Raw genomic sequence first — 14,363 nt, 5'->3', positions numbered from 1 at the left:
GTCAAATCCGTTACCTGGAACGGTTGGTGATGATCATCACTCGTACGGATCGCTCGGCTGGGGAACCGTCACCAGCTGCGCCGCGTTGAGGGCCGGCACCGCGTCCGCCCCGGCCGACGGGTCCGGCTGCCAGGTGCCGGTCACCGAGACCCAGCTGTTCGCGGGCGGCATCGGCGCGCCCCGGACCTCCGCCTTGTACGTCATCGCGTCGGCCGCGCAGCAGCTGATCACCAGTCGGGTGACGAACCATCCGCCGCCGGCCTTCGGCGTGACGAAGCCGAGCAGTCGCACCCGGCGTCCGGCCAGCGGCTTCGCCGGGTCCCAGGCCGCCCGGACGTCGAACTCTGCCAGCGGCAACGGCAGCGGATCGCCGGCCGGCAGCGGCGGGAACCCGGCCGCCGAGTCCGGCTTGGCCACCGTGTTGCCCGCGTGCTGAGCCGTGTAGGAGCCGAGCGCGGGCGGCGCGACCAGCAGCACCGCCACGGCGGGGAGCAGCATCAGCCAGGCGATCCGCGGGCCGTGGGCGTGGTTGTGCGAGTGGCCGTGGTCGTGCTGCTCCTCGGCGTCCGGTCGGCGCCGCAGCGACGCCAGCGCGGTGAGCACGCCGAGCGCGACGACCACCACGCCCGCGGCGATCAGGTACGGCCGCGACTGGGCCCGGACGTACCGCAGGTAGCTGTCGCCGAACAGCGAGATCCGCAGCACCGCCGACCCCAGCAGCACCAGCAGGATCGCCTGCACCTCGCGCCTCACAGCAGCCACCACCCGATCAGCGCCGAGGCCGCCACCGCGACCGTGAAGGTGGCGGCCGAGAACCGCCAGGCGAAGGACCAGCCGAAGGTGCCGGCCTGCATCGCCACCAGCTTCACGTCCACCATCGGCCCGACCACCATGAAGGCCAGCCGGGCGGCGAGCGGGAAGGTGCCCAGGCTGGCCGCGACGAACGCGTCCGCCTCCGAGCAGACCGCCAGCACCACGGCCAGCACCGCCAGCACCAGCACCGGCAGCACCGGCAGGTGGGCCAGCGAACCCAGCCACCCGCGCGGGACCACCACGTTCAGCGTGGCCGAGGTGATCCCGCCGATCACCAGGAACCCGGCCGCGTGCAGGAACTCGTGGGTGAACGCGCCGCGGAACGCCGTCCAGCGGTCCTCCCCCGCCGCCCGCTCCCGGCGCGCCGACGGCCGCAACCACTCGGGCTGGCCCAGCCGCGCCCACAGCCAGCCGATCAGCACGGCGGTGACCAGCGAGGCGGCGAACCGGGCCAGCACCATCTCCGGGCGGCCCGGGAAGGCGACGGCGGTCGCCGTGAGCACCACCGGGTTGATCGCCGGCGCGGAGAGCAGGAAGGCCAGCGCGGCGGCCGGCGCCACCCCGCCCGCGATCAGCCCGTCGGCCACCGGCACCGAGGCGCACTCGCAGCCCGGCAGCACCGCCCCGGCCAGCCCCGCCACCGGCACCGCCAGCGCCGTCCGCCGGGGCAGCGCCCGCCGCAGGAAGGAGGCCGGCACCAGCGCGGTGATCACCGCCGAGAGCAGGGTGCCGAGCACCAGGAACGGCAGGGCCTGCACGCAGATCGCCACGAAGACCGTCGCCCAGGCCTGGAAGCCGGGCACCGCGAACCACTCGGCCAGCCAGGGCCTGGCCACCAGCAGCAGCACCAGGCCCGCGACCAGCAGTTCGAGCGAGCCGATCCGCCGCGCGGCGGACGGTCCCGCCGCGCGGTCTCCGGGTGGATCCGTTCCTGATGCCGGGTCACGGCCGGTGGCAGTGGTGCTGGTGCTGGTGGTGCCGGTGGTGGTGTGCAGGCTCTGCTCCGTCATGGCCGTCCGTCGCCCCCTGGGATCCCCACTCGCTCTCCGCGGGGACGATAGCCCGTCAGTTCGATCGTCCGGTGGGCGGTCCGGGGTTCAGCGGCCGGCCGAGCGGCCTGTGGCATCCTGAGCCGCGAACCCACACCACCGAGGAGCCCGCCATGCCGCTGATCGCGATCGACCACTCGCCGGGGCTCGACCTCGACCACGACGCGTTCGCGAAGGAACTGCACGAGCTGGTCGCGGACACCCTCGGCGTGCAGGTGACCAGCGTGAAGAGCGTCTTCCGCCCCGCCGCCCACCACCGGGTCGGCGACGGCGCCACCGACCGCGAGCTGCTGCTCATGGAGGTCAAGATCCTGACCGGCCGCCCGGCCGAGCTGCAGACCGCCCTGACCGACCGGATCACCGCCCTGCTGGAGTCCCGGCTGACCGGCCCGGTCTACGCCGCCGTCCAGCTCACCGAGCTGGCCCGGGAGACCTTCCGCTCCATCACCACCTGACGGCTGGTCACCACCTGACGGCCTGCCACCACCTGACGGCCGGCCATCACCTGCCGATCGGCCGCCTCCTGACGGCCGATCGGCTGCCGCCCGTCAGCCGGCTGACGCGTGCCCTGGCAGGTCATTTGTTTCGCATGCTATCTTGCAATGCATGGTACCTGGCATCGCAAACCACGAGGGCCCCGACGGCGGCGTGGACGGGCCGGTGGCGACCCAGCTCCGCAAGGGCGTGCTGGAGTACTGCGTCCTCGCGCTGCTGCGCGAGGAGCCGCGGTACGGCGTCGAGTTGCTGCAAGAGCTCGGGCGGTTCCCGGCCCTGGCGACCAGTCAGGGCACGATCTACCCGCTGCTGTCGCGGCTGCGGCGGGCCGGACTCGCCGACACGTTCCTGCGCGACTCGGCCAGCGGGCCGTCGCGCCGCTACTACACCCTCACCGATGCCGGGCGCAGCGCACTGAAGGACTTCACCGCGCTGTGGCCCGCTTTCCGCGAAACCGTCGATCACGTACTCGCTCCGGGAGACACCTCGTGAACAACGCCACCGAGCACCCCCTGGTCCGCGCCCACCTGGACGCCGTCGAGCGGTACACGGCACCGCTGGCCGCCGAACGCCGCCGCGAACTGCTCGCCGACCTGCGCGAGCACGTCGAGGTCGCGCTCGCCGAGAGCGACGCCGCCGACGACGACGCCGTCCGCCACGTCCTCGAACAGCTCGGCAGCCTCCGGCGGATCGCCGACGCCGCGCTCGCCGAGGAGGGCCGCGCCCGACCCGAGCCCGAGACCCGCCTGCGCACCGCGACGACCCTGGCCCTCGCCGTCCTGGCACTGCCGCTGGTCCTCGTCCCGGGGATCGGCCCCGGCCTCGCGCTGCTCAGCGCCGTCGTCGCGGCGATCCGGCTCGCCAAGTCCCGGCAGTGGACCGGACGGGAGAAGAAGCAGGCCACGCTGCTGCTGCTCAGCCCGATCCTGCTCACGCCCCTGGCGGCCGCCACCGTCGCCTTCGCCGCCGAGCTGACCGCGGCCGGCGTGCTCCTCGCCTGCGCGGTCGGGTTCTGCCCGACCCTCGTCGCCGCGTTCCGCCTCGCCCGGTCCGCCGCCCGGCTGCGCTCCGCCGCCGTGGCCGCCTGAGCCGGGCCGCGCGCACCAACGGATGTGCGGGCTCCGGGTCCGGTCGCCGCGGTGAGCTCAGGCGAGCGGCTCGCTCAGTTCCACCGAGCGCAGCGCGGCGGCCAGCGCCCGGGGGTCGCCGACGTCGAGGGCGGTGTCGGTGAGCTTGATGACGTGCTCGTCGCCGTGGGCCAGGGCCCGGTCGAAGACCTCCTCCGGACCGAGCGAGGTCAGCGGAGCCACCCCGGCGGACAAGCCGTCAGGCGCGTACATCGCGGTGACGGCCGCCGAGGCGGTCCAGGCGGCGTGCAGGCTCGGCACCCAGAGCCGGGCGGGCAGCGCGGGCAGGGCGCGCAGCACGGCGTTGGGGGCGGTGGCCGCGTGCACCAGCATGGTCGGCTCGCCGTGCCCGTGGGTGGCGTAGCGGTGGGTGGCCGCGCGGACCAGTTCGGCCAACCGGGCCCGGGCCAGGGCCGGTTCGGCGAGCACCCCGGGCCAGGCCGGCAGGGCGGTGACCCGGGCCAGCCGCTCCGGGAAGCCACCGGTCCGCTCGGCGATCGGCGACACTGCGTCCAGCGCCGCGTCGGCGTCGGCGAACCCGCCTGGCCCGTCGGCGAGTTGTGCCAGCGGGCGGTAGCGGGCCGCCCAGTAGCCCAGCCCGTGGGCGAGTTCGGCCAGCCGTGGCCCGGTGGGCTGCGCGCCGAGCAGAGTGCGCACCGCGTGGCCGACCCGGATCACCGGGTGGGTCGAGCCGCCGTACAGGCCCGGCAGCAGCCTCGGCCACCACTGGCCGAGCACCTCCCGCCAGGGCCGGTCGGCCAGTTCCCGTTCGAAGTACCCGATCCAGTCCGCCAGCCGTCGCGGATCCCCCAGCGCCTCGGGCCAGTTGGCCGCCGTGACCCGCTCGGTCGCGGTCGGGAACTCCTCCAGCTTGCGCCGGTACAGGTCGAGCCAGCGGTGCACCTGCCCCGCCCGCCCGCGGGCGGCGAGCGCCTCGACCACCATCGGCGCGTGGTTGGTCAGCCGTCCGTTCCGCTCCGGGCCGGCGGCGTGCAGTCGCTGGAGCGCTTCGTCGAGGGTGCCCGTGGTGTCCATGACGGAACGGTAGGCACACCACCGATCCGCCGGGAACGGGCCAAAGGCGTAAGCGGCCAGACCTAGGCCCACCTCCGCAGCACCTCGTGACACTTGGTCAGAACTTTCTGCAAGTTACCGAAAGTCTTTGCAGGAACCCTTGACGCACCCCTGTGCGACAAGGGATCGTCAGGTCCCGCGGCCGACCGGTCCCGAGGGCGGCCGCCGCTGACGTCAGGTCAGCGGGCCCCACCCCCACCAACTGGCCGACCGGTCACGGCCCCACGACGCGCCTGCCCTCCCCCGGCCACCGGCCGGGCGGGGCCCCCACGCAGGGCGCGCCCGCGGCCGGTCGGCCGTCAGCCACGGGAGTTCTCCACCATGACCTTCTTCCGCAGACCCGCCCGCTCGCGGCGCGGCCGCCGCGCCGTGTCCGGACTGGCCGCCGCCGGCGCGCTGGTGGCCGGCGCCGTCCTGCCGCTGTCCCTGCACGGCACGGCCCACGCGAGCGCGCCGAACTCCGGTGACGTGATCGCCAACCTCTTCGAGTGGAACTGGCCCTCGGTGGCCAACGAGTGCACCACCGTGCTCGGGCCGAAGGGCTACGGGGCCGTGCAGGTGGCCCCGCCGCAGGACTCGATCCGGCTCGACCAGTCCAGCCACCCCTGGTGGGAGGTGTACCAGCCGGTGGCCTACGACCTGAACAGCCGGATGGGCACCCGGGCCCAGTTCGCGGCCATGGTGACGACCTGCCACAACGCGGGCGTCAAGGTCTACGCGGACGCGGTGCTCAACCACACCGCGGGCACCAACCAGACCTCCACCGACTCGTACGGCGGCGCGACCTTCAACGAGAGCAACTACTCCTACCCTTCGGCCGGTTACACCGCCGCGGACTTCCACAGCTACCCGGGCAACTGCCCCAACGCCAACCTGGCGATCAACGACTGGAACAGCCAGCAGCAGGTCCAGGAGTGCGACCTGGTGTCGCTCTCCGACCTGGCCACCGAGTCCGACCACGTGCGCACCATCGAGGCGAACTACCTCAACGACCTGGAGGGCCTGGGCGTCGACGGCTTCCGGATGGACGCGGCCAAGCACATCAACCAGGCCGACATGGCCACCATCCTCGCCAAGGTGAACAACACCCAGTGGGGCGGCCGGCCGTACGTCTTCCAGGAGGTGATGCCCGGCGGCACCGGCCAGTTGGCGATGTCGGCCTTCGAGGGCAACGGCAGCCTGATCGAGTTCGACTACGCCACCGACCTGAAGGCCCAGTTCACCGGCAACATCGCCAACCTCCGGACTTTCGGCCAGAGTTGGGGCCTTGAGCCGTCCGACAAGGCCAACGTCATGGTGACCAACCACGACACCGAGCGCAACGGCTCCACGCTGAACTACAAGAACGGCGCCACCTACGACCTGGCGACCGTCTTCGAACTCGCCTGGGGCTACGGCACTCCGCAGGTCTACTCCGGGTTCGACTTCGCCTCCTCGGACGACTCCCCGCCGGCCGACGCCAACGGCTACGTCACCAACACCGACTGCGCGCACGGCTGGACCTGCACCGACCGCGACCGGGGCATCGCCAACATGGTCGGCTGGCACAACGCCGCCCAGGGGCAGGCGGTGGCCGACTGGTACGACGACGGCAGCAACCTGATCGCCTTCAGCCGGGGCGGCAAGGCCTGGATCTCGATCAACAACGAGGGCGCGACCGCCACCCGGACCTTCGCCACCGGCCTGCCGGCCGGCACCTACTGCGACGTCATCCACGGCGACTACGCCAACGGCTCGTGCTCCGGCCCGACGGTCGCCGTGGACGGCAACGGCAACGCGACCGTCTCGGTCGCCGCGCAGGACGCGGTGGCGCTCTACGGCCGGGTCACCCAGGGTGGCGGCGGCACCGGCTCGCCGTCGCCGTCCGCCTCGCCGTCCCCGTCCGCCTCGCCTTCGTCCTCGCCGACCTCGTCCCCGTCCGCCTCGGCCCCGGCCGGCCAGGTGGCCGAGACCTTCACCGTGACCGGCGCGCCCACCAACGCCCCGCTCTACCTGGTGGGTTCGGTGCCGAGCCTGGGCAACTGGGCGCCCGGCGCGGCGATCCCGCTGACCCAGTCGGGCTCGACCTGGAGCACCACCGTCAACCTGCCGCAGTCCACCGCGATCCAGTACAAGTACGTCGAGGAGGACGCCAACGGCAACGTCACCTGGGAGCCCGGCGGCAACCACTCCGCGACCACCGGCTCGGGCGGCACGGCGACCCTGACCGACACCTACAACGGGTCGAGCAGCACCGTCGCGCAGACCTTCGACGAGAACGCCACCACCTGGTACGGCCAGAACGTCTACCTGACCGGCTCGATCGGCGCGCTCGGCAACTGGAACACCGCCGACGCCGTCCAACTCTCCTCGGCCGGCTACCCCGTCTGGTCGGGCACCGTGACCCTGCCGCCGAACACCGCCTTCGCGTACAAGTACTTCAAGAAGGACCCGGACGGCACCATCGAGTGGGAGAGCGGCGCCAACCGCACGGCCACCACCCCCGCCGCCGGAACGGCGACCCTGAACGACACCTGGAAGTGAGGCGCGCTCCCTGACACCGCGCGCCGCACCCCAGGCGGGCGGCGGACCCCACGGTCCGCCGCCCGCCCTGGCGTTCCAGCCTGCCTTCCACCTCGCCCATCCACCCCGGACGGCCGATTCCGGCCGTCTACTGGCATGTTCCCGCCATGTCGTGTTCCAGCACGGGAACAGGCCTTTCCCAGCGAGCTCCCAGACTCCACGCTGGTCGGCAACGCGGAACCACCGGGCCTCCCACACCTTCCGGTGGATCCGTCAAACCCCCACAACTCCCAGGGAGTTCCCCAGATGATCCACGCACGCCTCCGGGCCGCCGCCGCTGCCGCCGCGCTCGCCCTGGCCGCCTCCGCCGCGGCCGCCACCCCGGCGTTCGCGGCCCCGGCCGGCCACGCCTACGGCCCCGCCCACACCCACTCGCACGGCCACCGGTACGACGGCGGCGTCTGGGGCGGCTACGTCGCCACCGGCAGCAACTTCCAGTCCATCTCGGGCTCCTGGACCATGCCCCAGGTCACCTGCAACACCAGCAACGACCTGTTCGCCCCGTGGGTCGGCATCGACGGCTACGGCTCGCAGACCGTCGAGCAGACCGGTGTCCAGGTGGACTGCTCCAGCGGCTCGCCGGTCTACTCCGCCTGGTACGAGATGTACCCGGCCGACCCGCAGTACTGGAGCGACCCGGTCAGCGCCGGCGACAACTTCACCGGCTCGGTCACCACCGACGGTTCGGGCAACTACACCCTGACCCTGACCGACAACACCGCGGGCTGGAGCGAGAACACCCAGCAGAGCCTGAACGGCCAGAACGTCAGCGCCGAGGCGGTGATCGAGTCGCCGAGCCAGAGCTACCCGTCCTTCAACGAGCTGGACTTCACCGGCGTGACCGTCAACGGGCAGTCCTTCGACCAGTCCAGCCCGCAGGCCATCGACAGCGGCCAGTACACCGAGACCGCGCTGCAGGGCGGCTCCTTCTCCATCGTGCCGGCCGGCGGCGCCGGCTTCGCCCGGGCCCACGCCACCCGCCCGGCGAACATCCACTACTGACGGGCCTTCCGCTGACGGACCGCCGGCGACCGCGGCGGTCCTGACCCTCGATCGGCTGGCGCCGGGCCACCTGGGTGGGTCCGGCGCCAGCGCAACGGTGAAGAGCCGAGGACGAAGCGCGGTCTCAGCGCCGCGACCGCCCGCCGCTCCACCCGTGCAGCACCCCCCGCCCGACGAACACCATCGGGTCCTGCGGCGCCACCCGCTCGGCCCGCGCGATGTCCTGCCTGGCCTCGCCCGGCCGCCCCAGGGTCAGCAGGATGAGCGCCCGCTGGACCAGCGCGCCGGCCTCCTCGGGCGCCAGCTCCACCACCCGGCCGAGGTCCACCAGCGCCTCCTGCCCGCGCCCCATCCGGCTGAACGCCACCGCCCGGCCGAACAGCGCCCGGACGCTGGCGGGTTCCAGCCCGATCGCGGCCGTCAGGTCCGCGACCGCCTGCGCGTAGCGGCGCTCCGCCAAGTGCTGACGGCCCCTCAGGGTGTAGGCCAGCACCCGCCCGGCCGGGTCGTAGCCGGCCTGACTGATCAGCAGGCCGAGCACCCCGGGCCCCGGCTGGGCGGCCGCCTTGCGCAACCGCCGCCCCCAGGAGCGCAGGCCGGAGTCCGCACCGTCCTCCCCCGCCTGCACCACCAGCCGCACCCAGCAGCGCAGTTCGCCGGCGCCGTGGTCGGCCGCGTCCAGCACGGTGCGCAGCACCTCGGGCAGCGCCTGCCGGGCGTCGGCGCACAGCCGGTGGTAGGCCTCGCGCCGGCGCAGCTCCCGCCAGTGCGGGTCGGTCCACCAGCCGGGCTCCCAGCTGCCGCCCGCCGGCCGGTCCCGCTCCTCCAGCTCGGCCCGCTGCTCGGCGCAGTCGTCGGCCAGCCTGCTGTGCAGCTCCCACCAGCCGGCCGGCGAGGAGGTGCGCAGCAGGCCGAGCAGCACGGCCCGGGCCGGCTCCTGGTAGCGGAACCCGCCCGCGTGCTCGGTGACCAGCGGCAGCGCGGTCAGCCAGTCGAACTGGGCGCCCGGCTCCTCGCCGGTGAGGGTCCGCCAGGCCCGGTGGTCCAGCTCCCGGGGCACTGCGCAGGCGAGCAGCAGCGCCTGCCGGTCCGGGTCGGGCAGGGCCCGCAGCAGCCGGCCGACCACGGCGGCCACCGCGTCGCCGGCCGCCGGGTCGACGGCCGAGGCGCGGATCGCCAGCCCGGGCGCGGCGGCGGGGCCGGCACCGGCGGAGCTCGCGCCGACCACCGGTCCGCGCCGGTCGCCGCCCACCAGCACCAGCGCGCGCCCGCCGGCCGGTCCGGCCGCCGCGGGCGCCTCCCGCGCGCTGCGGGCCGCCGCGCCCAGCGTGGCCGCGAGCAGCGGCAGCCCGCCGGCCAGCCGCACCGCCTCGTCCGCGGCCTCCGGCTCCGGCACCCCGCGCCAGACCAGCAGCTGCCGCACCTCCTGCTCGGTCAGCGGGGCCAGCGGCAGTTCGGTGACCAGGTCGGCGCAGTCCCGCCAGCGCTCCGCGTCCAGCGGCTCCCGGCCGGCCAGCACCACCAGCACGTTGCCCGGCAGTTCGCCGTGCCGGCCGGTGATCAGCAGCTCGTGCAGCCAGCCGTCCAGGGCCGGTCCGAGCACCTGGTAGTCGTCCAGCAGCAACAGCAGCCAGGGGTGCTGCTCGGCGGCCTCGGCCAGGTCGTGCAGGAAGACCGGGGTCAGCTCGGCCGCGCCGCTGCGGGCCGGGACACTCACACCACCGCCCGCGCCACCGCCCGGTCCGGCGGTGAGTGCGGCGGCGGACTTCGCGACCTCGCCGTCCAGGTCGTGCCGGCGCAGCCGGTAGCGGGCGAGCTCGCGGTCGAAGCCGACCAGCGGCGAGCCCTGGACGGCGAACTGCTCGCCGATCGCCCGCATCGCCTCCAGCGGATCGGCCGCGTCGCCGTCCAGCCGGGCGGTCAGCGCGCCGGCCTGCCGGGCGGTCACCTCGAACCGGCGGGCCAGCGCGGTCTTGCCGAGTCCGCTGGCGCCGTGCAGCACGAACAGGAACTGTTCGGCCCCGGTGGGCGGTTGCCGTAGCGCCGCCCGGAACTGTTCGAGCTCCGCCCGCCGGCCGACGAATCCGTTCCGCCGGTGCCGGCGGATCAGCTCCTGCCGTGTTGGGATCCGCCCCGCCACCCCGTTCTCCCCCCGTCCCGGGGCCCCCTCAGCCCCCGTGGGTCACCATCCTGCCCGAAGGGGCCCCCGGGCGTCGCGGGTCGCGTCGCGGGTCAGGCGCGGGTGGCGTCGCCGGCTCGGCGCGGGTGGACGGGATCGGCGCGGTGCGCTGCCGCACGCCGGGGCTCCACCACCCGGGTGCGTCTCGCACTGCGAACACTACCCGTCGACAAGTGTTGCAGCATGCAATACTTCGATCCGTGGATAAACCTTATGAACCGACCAACGGACAAGCTGATCAGAGCCCTCCGCCCCCCACGGACCAGGAGATCCAGGCCCTCCAGACCGCGACCCGCGACCTGATCGGCGTCGCCCTGCGCAGCCTGGACCTGCTGGCCGGCGAGGTCTCCCTGCCCCAGTTCCGGCTGATGCTGGCGCTCGGCGACCTCGGCCGGGTGCCCTCCTCCCAGGTCGCCGAGGCGCTCGGCGTCGGCGCCTCCTCGGTGACCCGGCTCGCCGACAAGCTGCACGCCTCCGGCCACCTGACCCGCGGCACCGACGAGCACCACCGCAGCGTCGTCACCCTGGAACTGACCGAGCGCGGCCACCGGCTGGTCGACGAGGTGCTGGCCTGGCGCCACGACGAGCTCGGCCGGCTGCTCGCCACCCTGCCCGCCGGGCTGCGCGCCGCCACCGCCGAGGGCCTCACCCTGCTGCACCACGCCATCGGCGAGCGCACCGAACTGCTCGCCCAGCACGGGCCGGTGCCGCTGTGAGCGCGGCGGGCGGCAAGGCCGCGCACCGCGGCGCGCACCTGGGCGACTTCACCGTCACGCCCCGGATGCTGCTGATCGCCGGCTGGGCGCTGCTGGTCGGCGCGGCCGGCGCGGGCGCCTCCTGGCTGCTGCTGCGGCTGATCGCACTGGTCACCAACCTGGTCTTCTTCCAGCGGGTGAGCACCGAGATGACCGCGCCCGGCGGCCACCACCCGTGGTGGCTGATCCTCTTCGCGCCGGTCGCGGGCGGCCTGGTGATCGGCCTGATGGCCCGTTACGGCTCGGAGAAGATCCGCGGCCACGGCATGCCGGAGGCGATCGAGGCGATCCTCATCGGCGGCAGCAAGGTCGCGCCCCGGGTCGCCGGGCTCAAGCCGGTCTCGGCCGCGATCAGCATCGGCACCGGCGGACCGTTCGGGGCCGAGGGCCCGATCATCATGACCGGCGGCGCGATCGGCTCGATCCTCGCCCAGCTGCTCCGGCTCAGCGCGGACGAGCGCAAGACCCTGCTGGTCTCCGGCGCGGCGGCCGGCATGGCGGCCACCTTCAACTCGCCGATGGCCGCGGTGCTGCTCGCCGTCGAGCTGCTGCTCTTCGAGTGGCGGCCGCGCAGCTTCGTGCCGGTGGTCGCGGCGGTCTCGGTGGCCACCGTCTGCCGCGGCTACCTGCTCGGCAAGGCGCCGGTCTTCCCGGTGCCGACCGCCGGGATGCACCTGACCACCTCGGCCGAGGCGCTCTGCGTGGTCGCCGGGCTGACCGGCGGAGCGCTCGCGGTGGCGGCCACCTGGCTGGTCTACCGGGCCGAGGACGCCTTCGCCAAGCTGCCCTTCCACTGGATGTGGTGGCCCGCGATCGGCGGTCTGATCATCGGCCTCGGCGGTCTGGTCGAGCCGCGCGCCCTGGGCGTCGGCTACGACGTGATCGACCAGCTGCTCACCGGCCGGGCCACCACCTCGCTGATCATCGGCATCCTGGTGGTCAAGACGCTGATCTGGTCGCTCTCGCTCGGCTCCGGCACCTCGGGCGGCGTGCTCGCCCCGGTCTTCATGATCGGCGGCGCGCTGGGCGCGGCCGAGGGCCTGGTCCTCCCGCACGTGATGCCCGGCTTCTGGGCCATGATGGGCCTGGCCGCCGTGGTCGGCGGGGTGATGCGCTCGCCGCTCACCGGCGTGGTCTTCACCCTCGAACTCACCCACGCCTGGTCGGCCGGCCTGCCGCTGCTGATCTCCTCCACCTCGGCCTACGCACTCTCCGCCCTGCTGCTGAAGCGCTCGGTGCTGACCGAGAAGATCGCCCGCCGCGGCCTGCACCTGACGAGGGAGTACTCCACCGACCCGCTGGAGACCTTCTTCGTCGAGGAGGTGATGGACCGCCCGGCCGCCCTGCCGCTCCAGCGCACCGGCGAACTGCCCGCGGTCTTCGTCCGCCCCGACGACACGCTCCGCCAGGTCGCCTACCTCTTCGCCGAACAGGGCGTCACGGAGGCGGCCGTGCTGGCCCACCACCCGGCCGACCAGCCGATCGGCGTGATCACGCTGCCGCACCTGCTGCACGCGCGCCGGCACGACCTGACGGAGGAGCACCACCGGGAGCGGGTGCTGGGGTAGGGGTCAGCCGCGCTTCCAGGTCAGCTTGGCCCGGGGAGTGATGGCGATACCGAAGAAATTCTCCCTAGCAGGGCCCCCTCCCCGTCGACACCTCATCGTGCTCCGCGGCCGTGAGCGTGCGGTCCAACCGCAGCCACCCGCGCCGATGGGCGTCCTCGCCGTACTGGGAAGCGAGCACATGGCCCTGCGCATCGTCGTACTTCCGCAGGAGCGCCAGCGGATCGACCCTGCGGAGCTCGTCGACCAGCCACTCCACCCCCCGCTCCCCCGACTCCGCCCACGCCAACTCGTCCAACAGCAAAGGCAGCTCCGCCGTCCCACCGCACTCGGAGGGACGACGGAGCTTGCGGTTGAGCTCATCGATCAGCAGCTCGCGGTACCCGGTCAGCCCGGCCCGCCGGTCTGACACCGTGTCAACGCTCATCCGGCCATGCTAAGACCGAACTCCCGCCTCAGCCCATGATCTTGCCGATAACCTCGGCGCCCAGCCCGAGCCCCGTGGTCATCCCGACGCCCGAGGTCACCGAGACCACGTGCACGCCCTCCGCCGGCTCGGCGATCAGGAACGGCTCCGTGCCCGAGGCGTACACCCCGCGCCAGCGCTCCAGCACGGTGAGGCGCTCGACGCCCAGCAGGCCGGCGATCTCCCGCTGGACGGCCTCGTCCAGGTGCTCCTCGTCGAAGAACTCGGGCGTGGTGTCGTAGGCGTGGGTGTCGCCGATGGTCAGGGTGCCGTCGGGGCGCTGGGTGAACATCAGGTTGAGCCCGATGTCGATCAGCTCGCCCTGCTCCCGCGCCAGGCGCTCGCGCACGGCCGCCAGCGAGGGGCAGGCGGCGAAGCCGTTGTAGCGCAGCAGGGAGAAGCCGGTCTGCACGGCGGGCTCGATCACCCGGTCGCCGTGCGGGTTCGCCACCCGCTGCATCCGCAGCACGCAGCGGCGCACGGCGGCCTTCGCCGCGAGTTCCGGGAAGTGCCGGTCCACGTCGTGGCCGGTGGCCAGCAGCACGGTGCCGGCGTGCACCTCGCCCCGGCTGGTGCCGACCAGCCCGGTCTCGACCCGGTGCACGTTGGTGGCCCAGTGGAACCGCACGCCGCGCCCGGCCAGGTAGCGGGCGATCGCGGCGACGGCCTCGCGCTGGTCCACCCGCAGGTCCTCGGTGAGGTAGGCGCCGCCGACCACGCCGGGGCCGACCGGCACCTTCTCGGCCACCCCGGCCGGGTCGAGCAGCCGCACCTGCTCGGCGCCGCGCAGCTCGGCGAACTCGCGCAGCACGGCCAGCTCGTCCTCGGCGCGGGCGACCAGCACGGTGCCGGTGCGGGCGGCCCAGAAGCCGGCGTCGTGGCTCAGCCGCAGCCAGCGCTCGCGGGCGGCGAGCCCGTAGCGCAGGCCGTCGCCGTCGAGGCCGGTCGCGCAGGCGTGGCCGAAGTTGCGCACCGAGGCGCCGACGGCCCGGTCGTTGCGCTCGATCACCGCTACGCTCAGGCCGCGTTCGACCGCCTCGTAGGCGTGCGCGAGGCCGATGATCCCGGCTCCGACGACGACCAGGTCGGCCGAGTCCAGCGTCTTGCTCACGTCTCTCCCTTGCCCAGTTGTATGAACAACTTTGTCACGGGAAACATAGATCCCGCCAGGGGACCTGATGACGGCCGAGCAGTGAACACCGAGTGAACTGACCCCTACGTTCCGGTGGTTCGCCCACGCCCGCGGATTCGCCGGGCCGAGCCCACCGTACTTGCC

At 73.7% G+C, this 14,363-nt stretch carries 13 protein-coding genes; 7 read left to right on the top strand and 6 right to left on the bottom strand.

Annotation, left to right across the window (positions count from 1 at the left end; all coding sequences use genetic code 11):
- Positions 1–36 precede the first annotated feature (36 nt).
- On the bottom strand, positions 37–762 hold the full coding sequence (locus FHX73_RS25945; RefSeq protein WP_342795319.1) for a TIGR03943 family putative permease subunit: 726 nt from the start codon (positions 760–762) through the stop codon (positions 37–39).
- Positions 750–1,823: a permease gene (locus FHX73_RS25940; protein ID WP_145907532.1), complete on the bottom strand. Its 1,074-nt coding sequence runs from the start codon at positions 1,821–1,823 to the stop codon at positions 750–752. The genes FHX73_RS25945 and FHX73_RS25940 overlap by 13 nt, the downstream gene beginning before the upstream one ends.
- Before the next feature lie 152 nt (positions 1,824–1,975).
- Between FHX73_RS25940 and FHX73_RS25935 the strand changes: the two genes are divergently transcribed.
- The 3 genes from FHX73_RS25935 (at position 1,976) to FHX73_RS25925 (ending at position 3,445) form a co-directional block, all read left to right on the top strand.
- Positions 1,976–2,317 carry a tautomerase family protein gene (locus tag FHX73_RS25935; protein WP_145907529.1) on the top strand — a complete coding sequence of 114 codons (342 nt, stop codon included), beginning with the start codon at positions 1,976–1,978 and terminating at the stop codon, positions 2,315–2,317.
- A gap of 151 nt (positions 2,318–2,468) precedes the next feature.
- The gene (locus FHX73_RS25930; protein WP_145907526.1) at positions 2,469–2,849 is read left to right on the top strand and encodes a PadR family transcriptional regulator; all 381 of its coding nucleotides are present in this window, start codon (positions 2,469–2,471) and stop codon (positions 2,847–2,849) included.
- The gene (locus FHX73_RS25925) at positions 2,846–3,445 is read left to right on the top strand and encodes an HAAS signaling domain-containing protein (RefSeq protein ID WP_145907523.1); all 600 of its coding nucleotides are present in this window, start codon (positions 2,846–2,848) and stop codon (positions 3,443–3,445) included. Before FHX73_RS25930 ends, FHX73_RS25925 begins: the two co-directional genes overlap by 4 nt.
- 57 nt (positions 3,446–3,502) lie before the next feature.
- On the opposite strand, the gene FHX73_RS25920 is transcribed toward FHX73_RS25925, so the two are convergent.
- Positions 3,503–4,519: a questin oxidase family protein gene (locus FHX73_RS25920; protein WP_145907520.1), complete on the bottom strand. Its 1,017-nt coding sequence runs from the start codon at positions 4,517–4,519 to the stop codon at positions 3,503–3,505.
- Positions 4,520–4,879: 360 nt separating this feature from the next.
- Between FHX73_RS25920 and FHX73_RS25915 the strand changes: the two genes are divergently transcribed.
- Together FHX73_RS25915 and FHX73_RS25910 are read left to right on the top strand one after the other, a co-directional pair.
- Positions 4,880–7,081: a carbohydrate-binding module family 20 domain-containing protein gene (locus tag FHX73_RS25915; protein ID WP_145907517.1), complete on the top strand. Its 2,202-nt coding sequence runs from the start codon at positions 4,880–4,882 to the stop codon at positions 7,079–7,081.
- A 285-nt stretch (positions 7,082–7,366) separates the two neighbouring features.
- A complete protein-coding gene (locus FHX73_RS25910) occupies positions 7,367–8,122 on the top strand; it encodes a G1 family glutamic endopeptidase (RefSeq protein ID WP_145907514.1) in 756 nt (251 codons plus the stop codon).
- Between the two features lie 124 nt (positions 8,123–8,246).
- Here FHX73_RS25910 and FHX73_RS25905 read toward each other — a convergent pair whose 3' ends face one another.
- Positions 8,247–10,262 carry an ATP-binding protein gene (locus tag FHX73_RS25905; protein ID WP_145907511.1) on the bottom strand — a complete coding sequence of 672 codons (2,016 nt, stop codon included), beginning with the start codon at positions 10,260–10,262 and terminating at the stop codon, positions 8,247–8,249.
- A gap of 239 nt (positions 10,263–10,501) precedes the next feature.
- Here FHX73_RS25905 and FHX73_RS25900 point away from each other — a divergent pair, with 239 nt between their 5' ends.
- Positions 10,502–11,017: a MarR family winged helix-turn-helix transcriptional regulator gene (locus FHX73_RS25900; RefSeq protein WP_145907508.1), complete on the top strand. Its 516-nt coding sequence runs from the start codon at positions 10,502–10,504 to the stop codon at positions 11,015–11,017.
- On the top strand, positions 11,014–12,624 hold the full coding sequence (locus FHX73_RS25895) for a chloride channel protein (RefSeq protein WP_246213717.1): 1,611 nt from the start codon (positions 11,014–11,016) through the stop codon (positions 12,622–12,624). Before FHX73_RS25900 ends, FHX73_RS25895 begins: the two co-directional genes overlap by 4 nt.
- A gap of 64 nt (positions 12,625–12,688) precedes the next feature.
- On the opposite strand, the gene FHX73_RS25890 is transcribed toward FHX73_RS25895, so the two are convergent.
- Complete coding sequence (locus FHX73_RS25890) at positions 12,689–13,048, bottom strand: hypothetical protein (protein ID WP_145907505.1); 360 nt, start codon at positions 13,046–13,048, stop codon at positions 12,689–12,691.
- 28 nt (positions 13,049–13,076) lie between these two features.
- Complete coding sequence (locus FHX73_RS25885; RefSeq protein ID WP_246213716.1) at positions 13,077–14,198, bottom strand: TIGR03364 family FAD-dependent oxidoreductase; 1,122 nt, start codon at positions 14,196–14,198, stop codon at positions 13,077–13,079.
- Positions 14,199–14,363 lie beyond the last annotated feature (165 nt).

The sequence above is a fragment of the Kitasatospora viridis genome, from assembly GCF_007829815.1.
GTDB classification, from domain to species: Bacteria; Actinomycetota; Actinomycetes; order Streptomycetales; family Streptomycetaceae; genus Kitasatospora; species Kitasatospora viridis.
The sequence above is the reverse complement of the archived record's forward strand: the minus strand, read 5'-3'. Positions and strand labels throughout refer to the sequence as shown.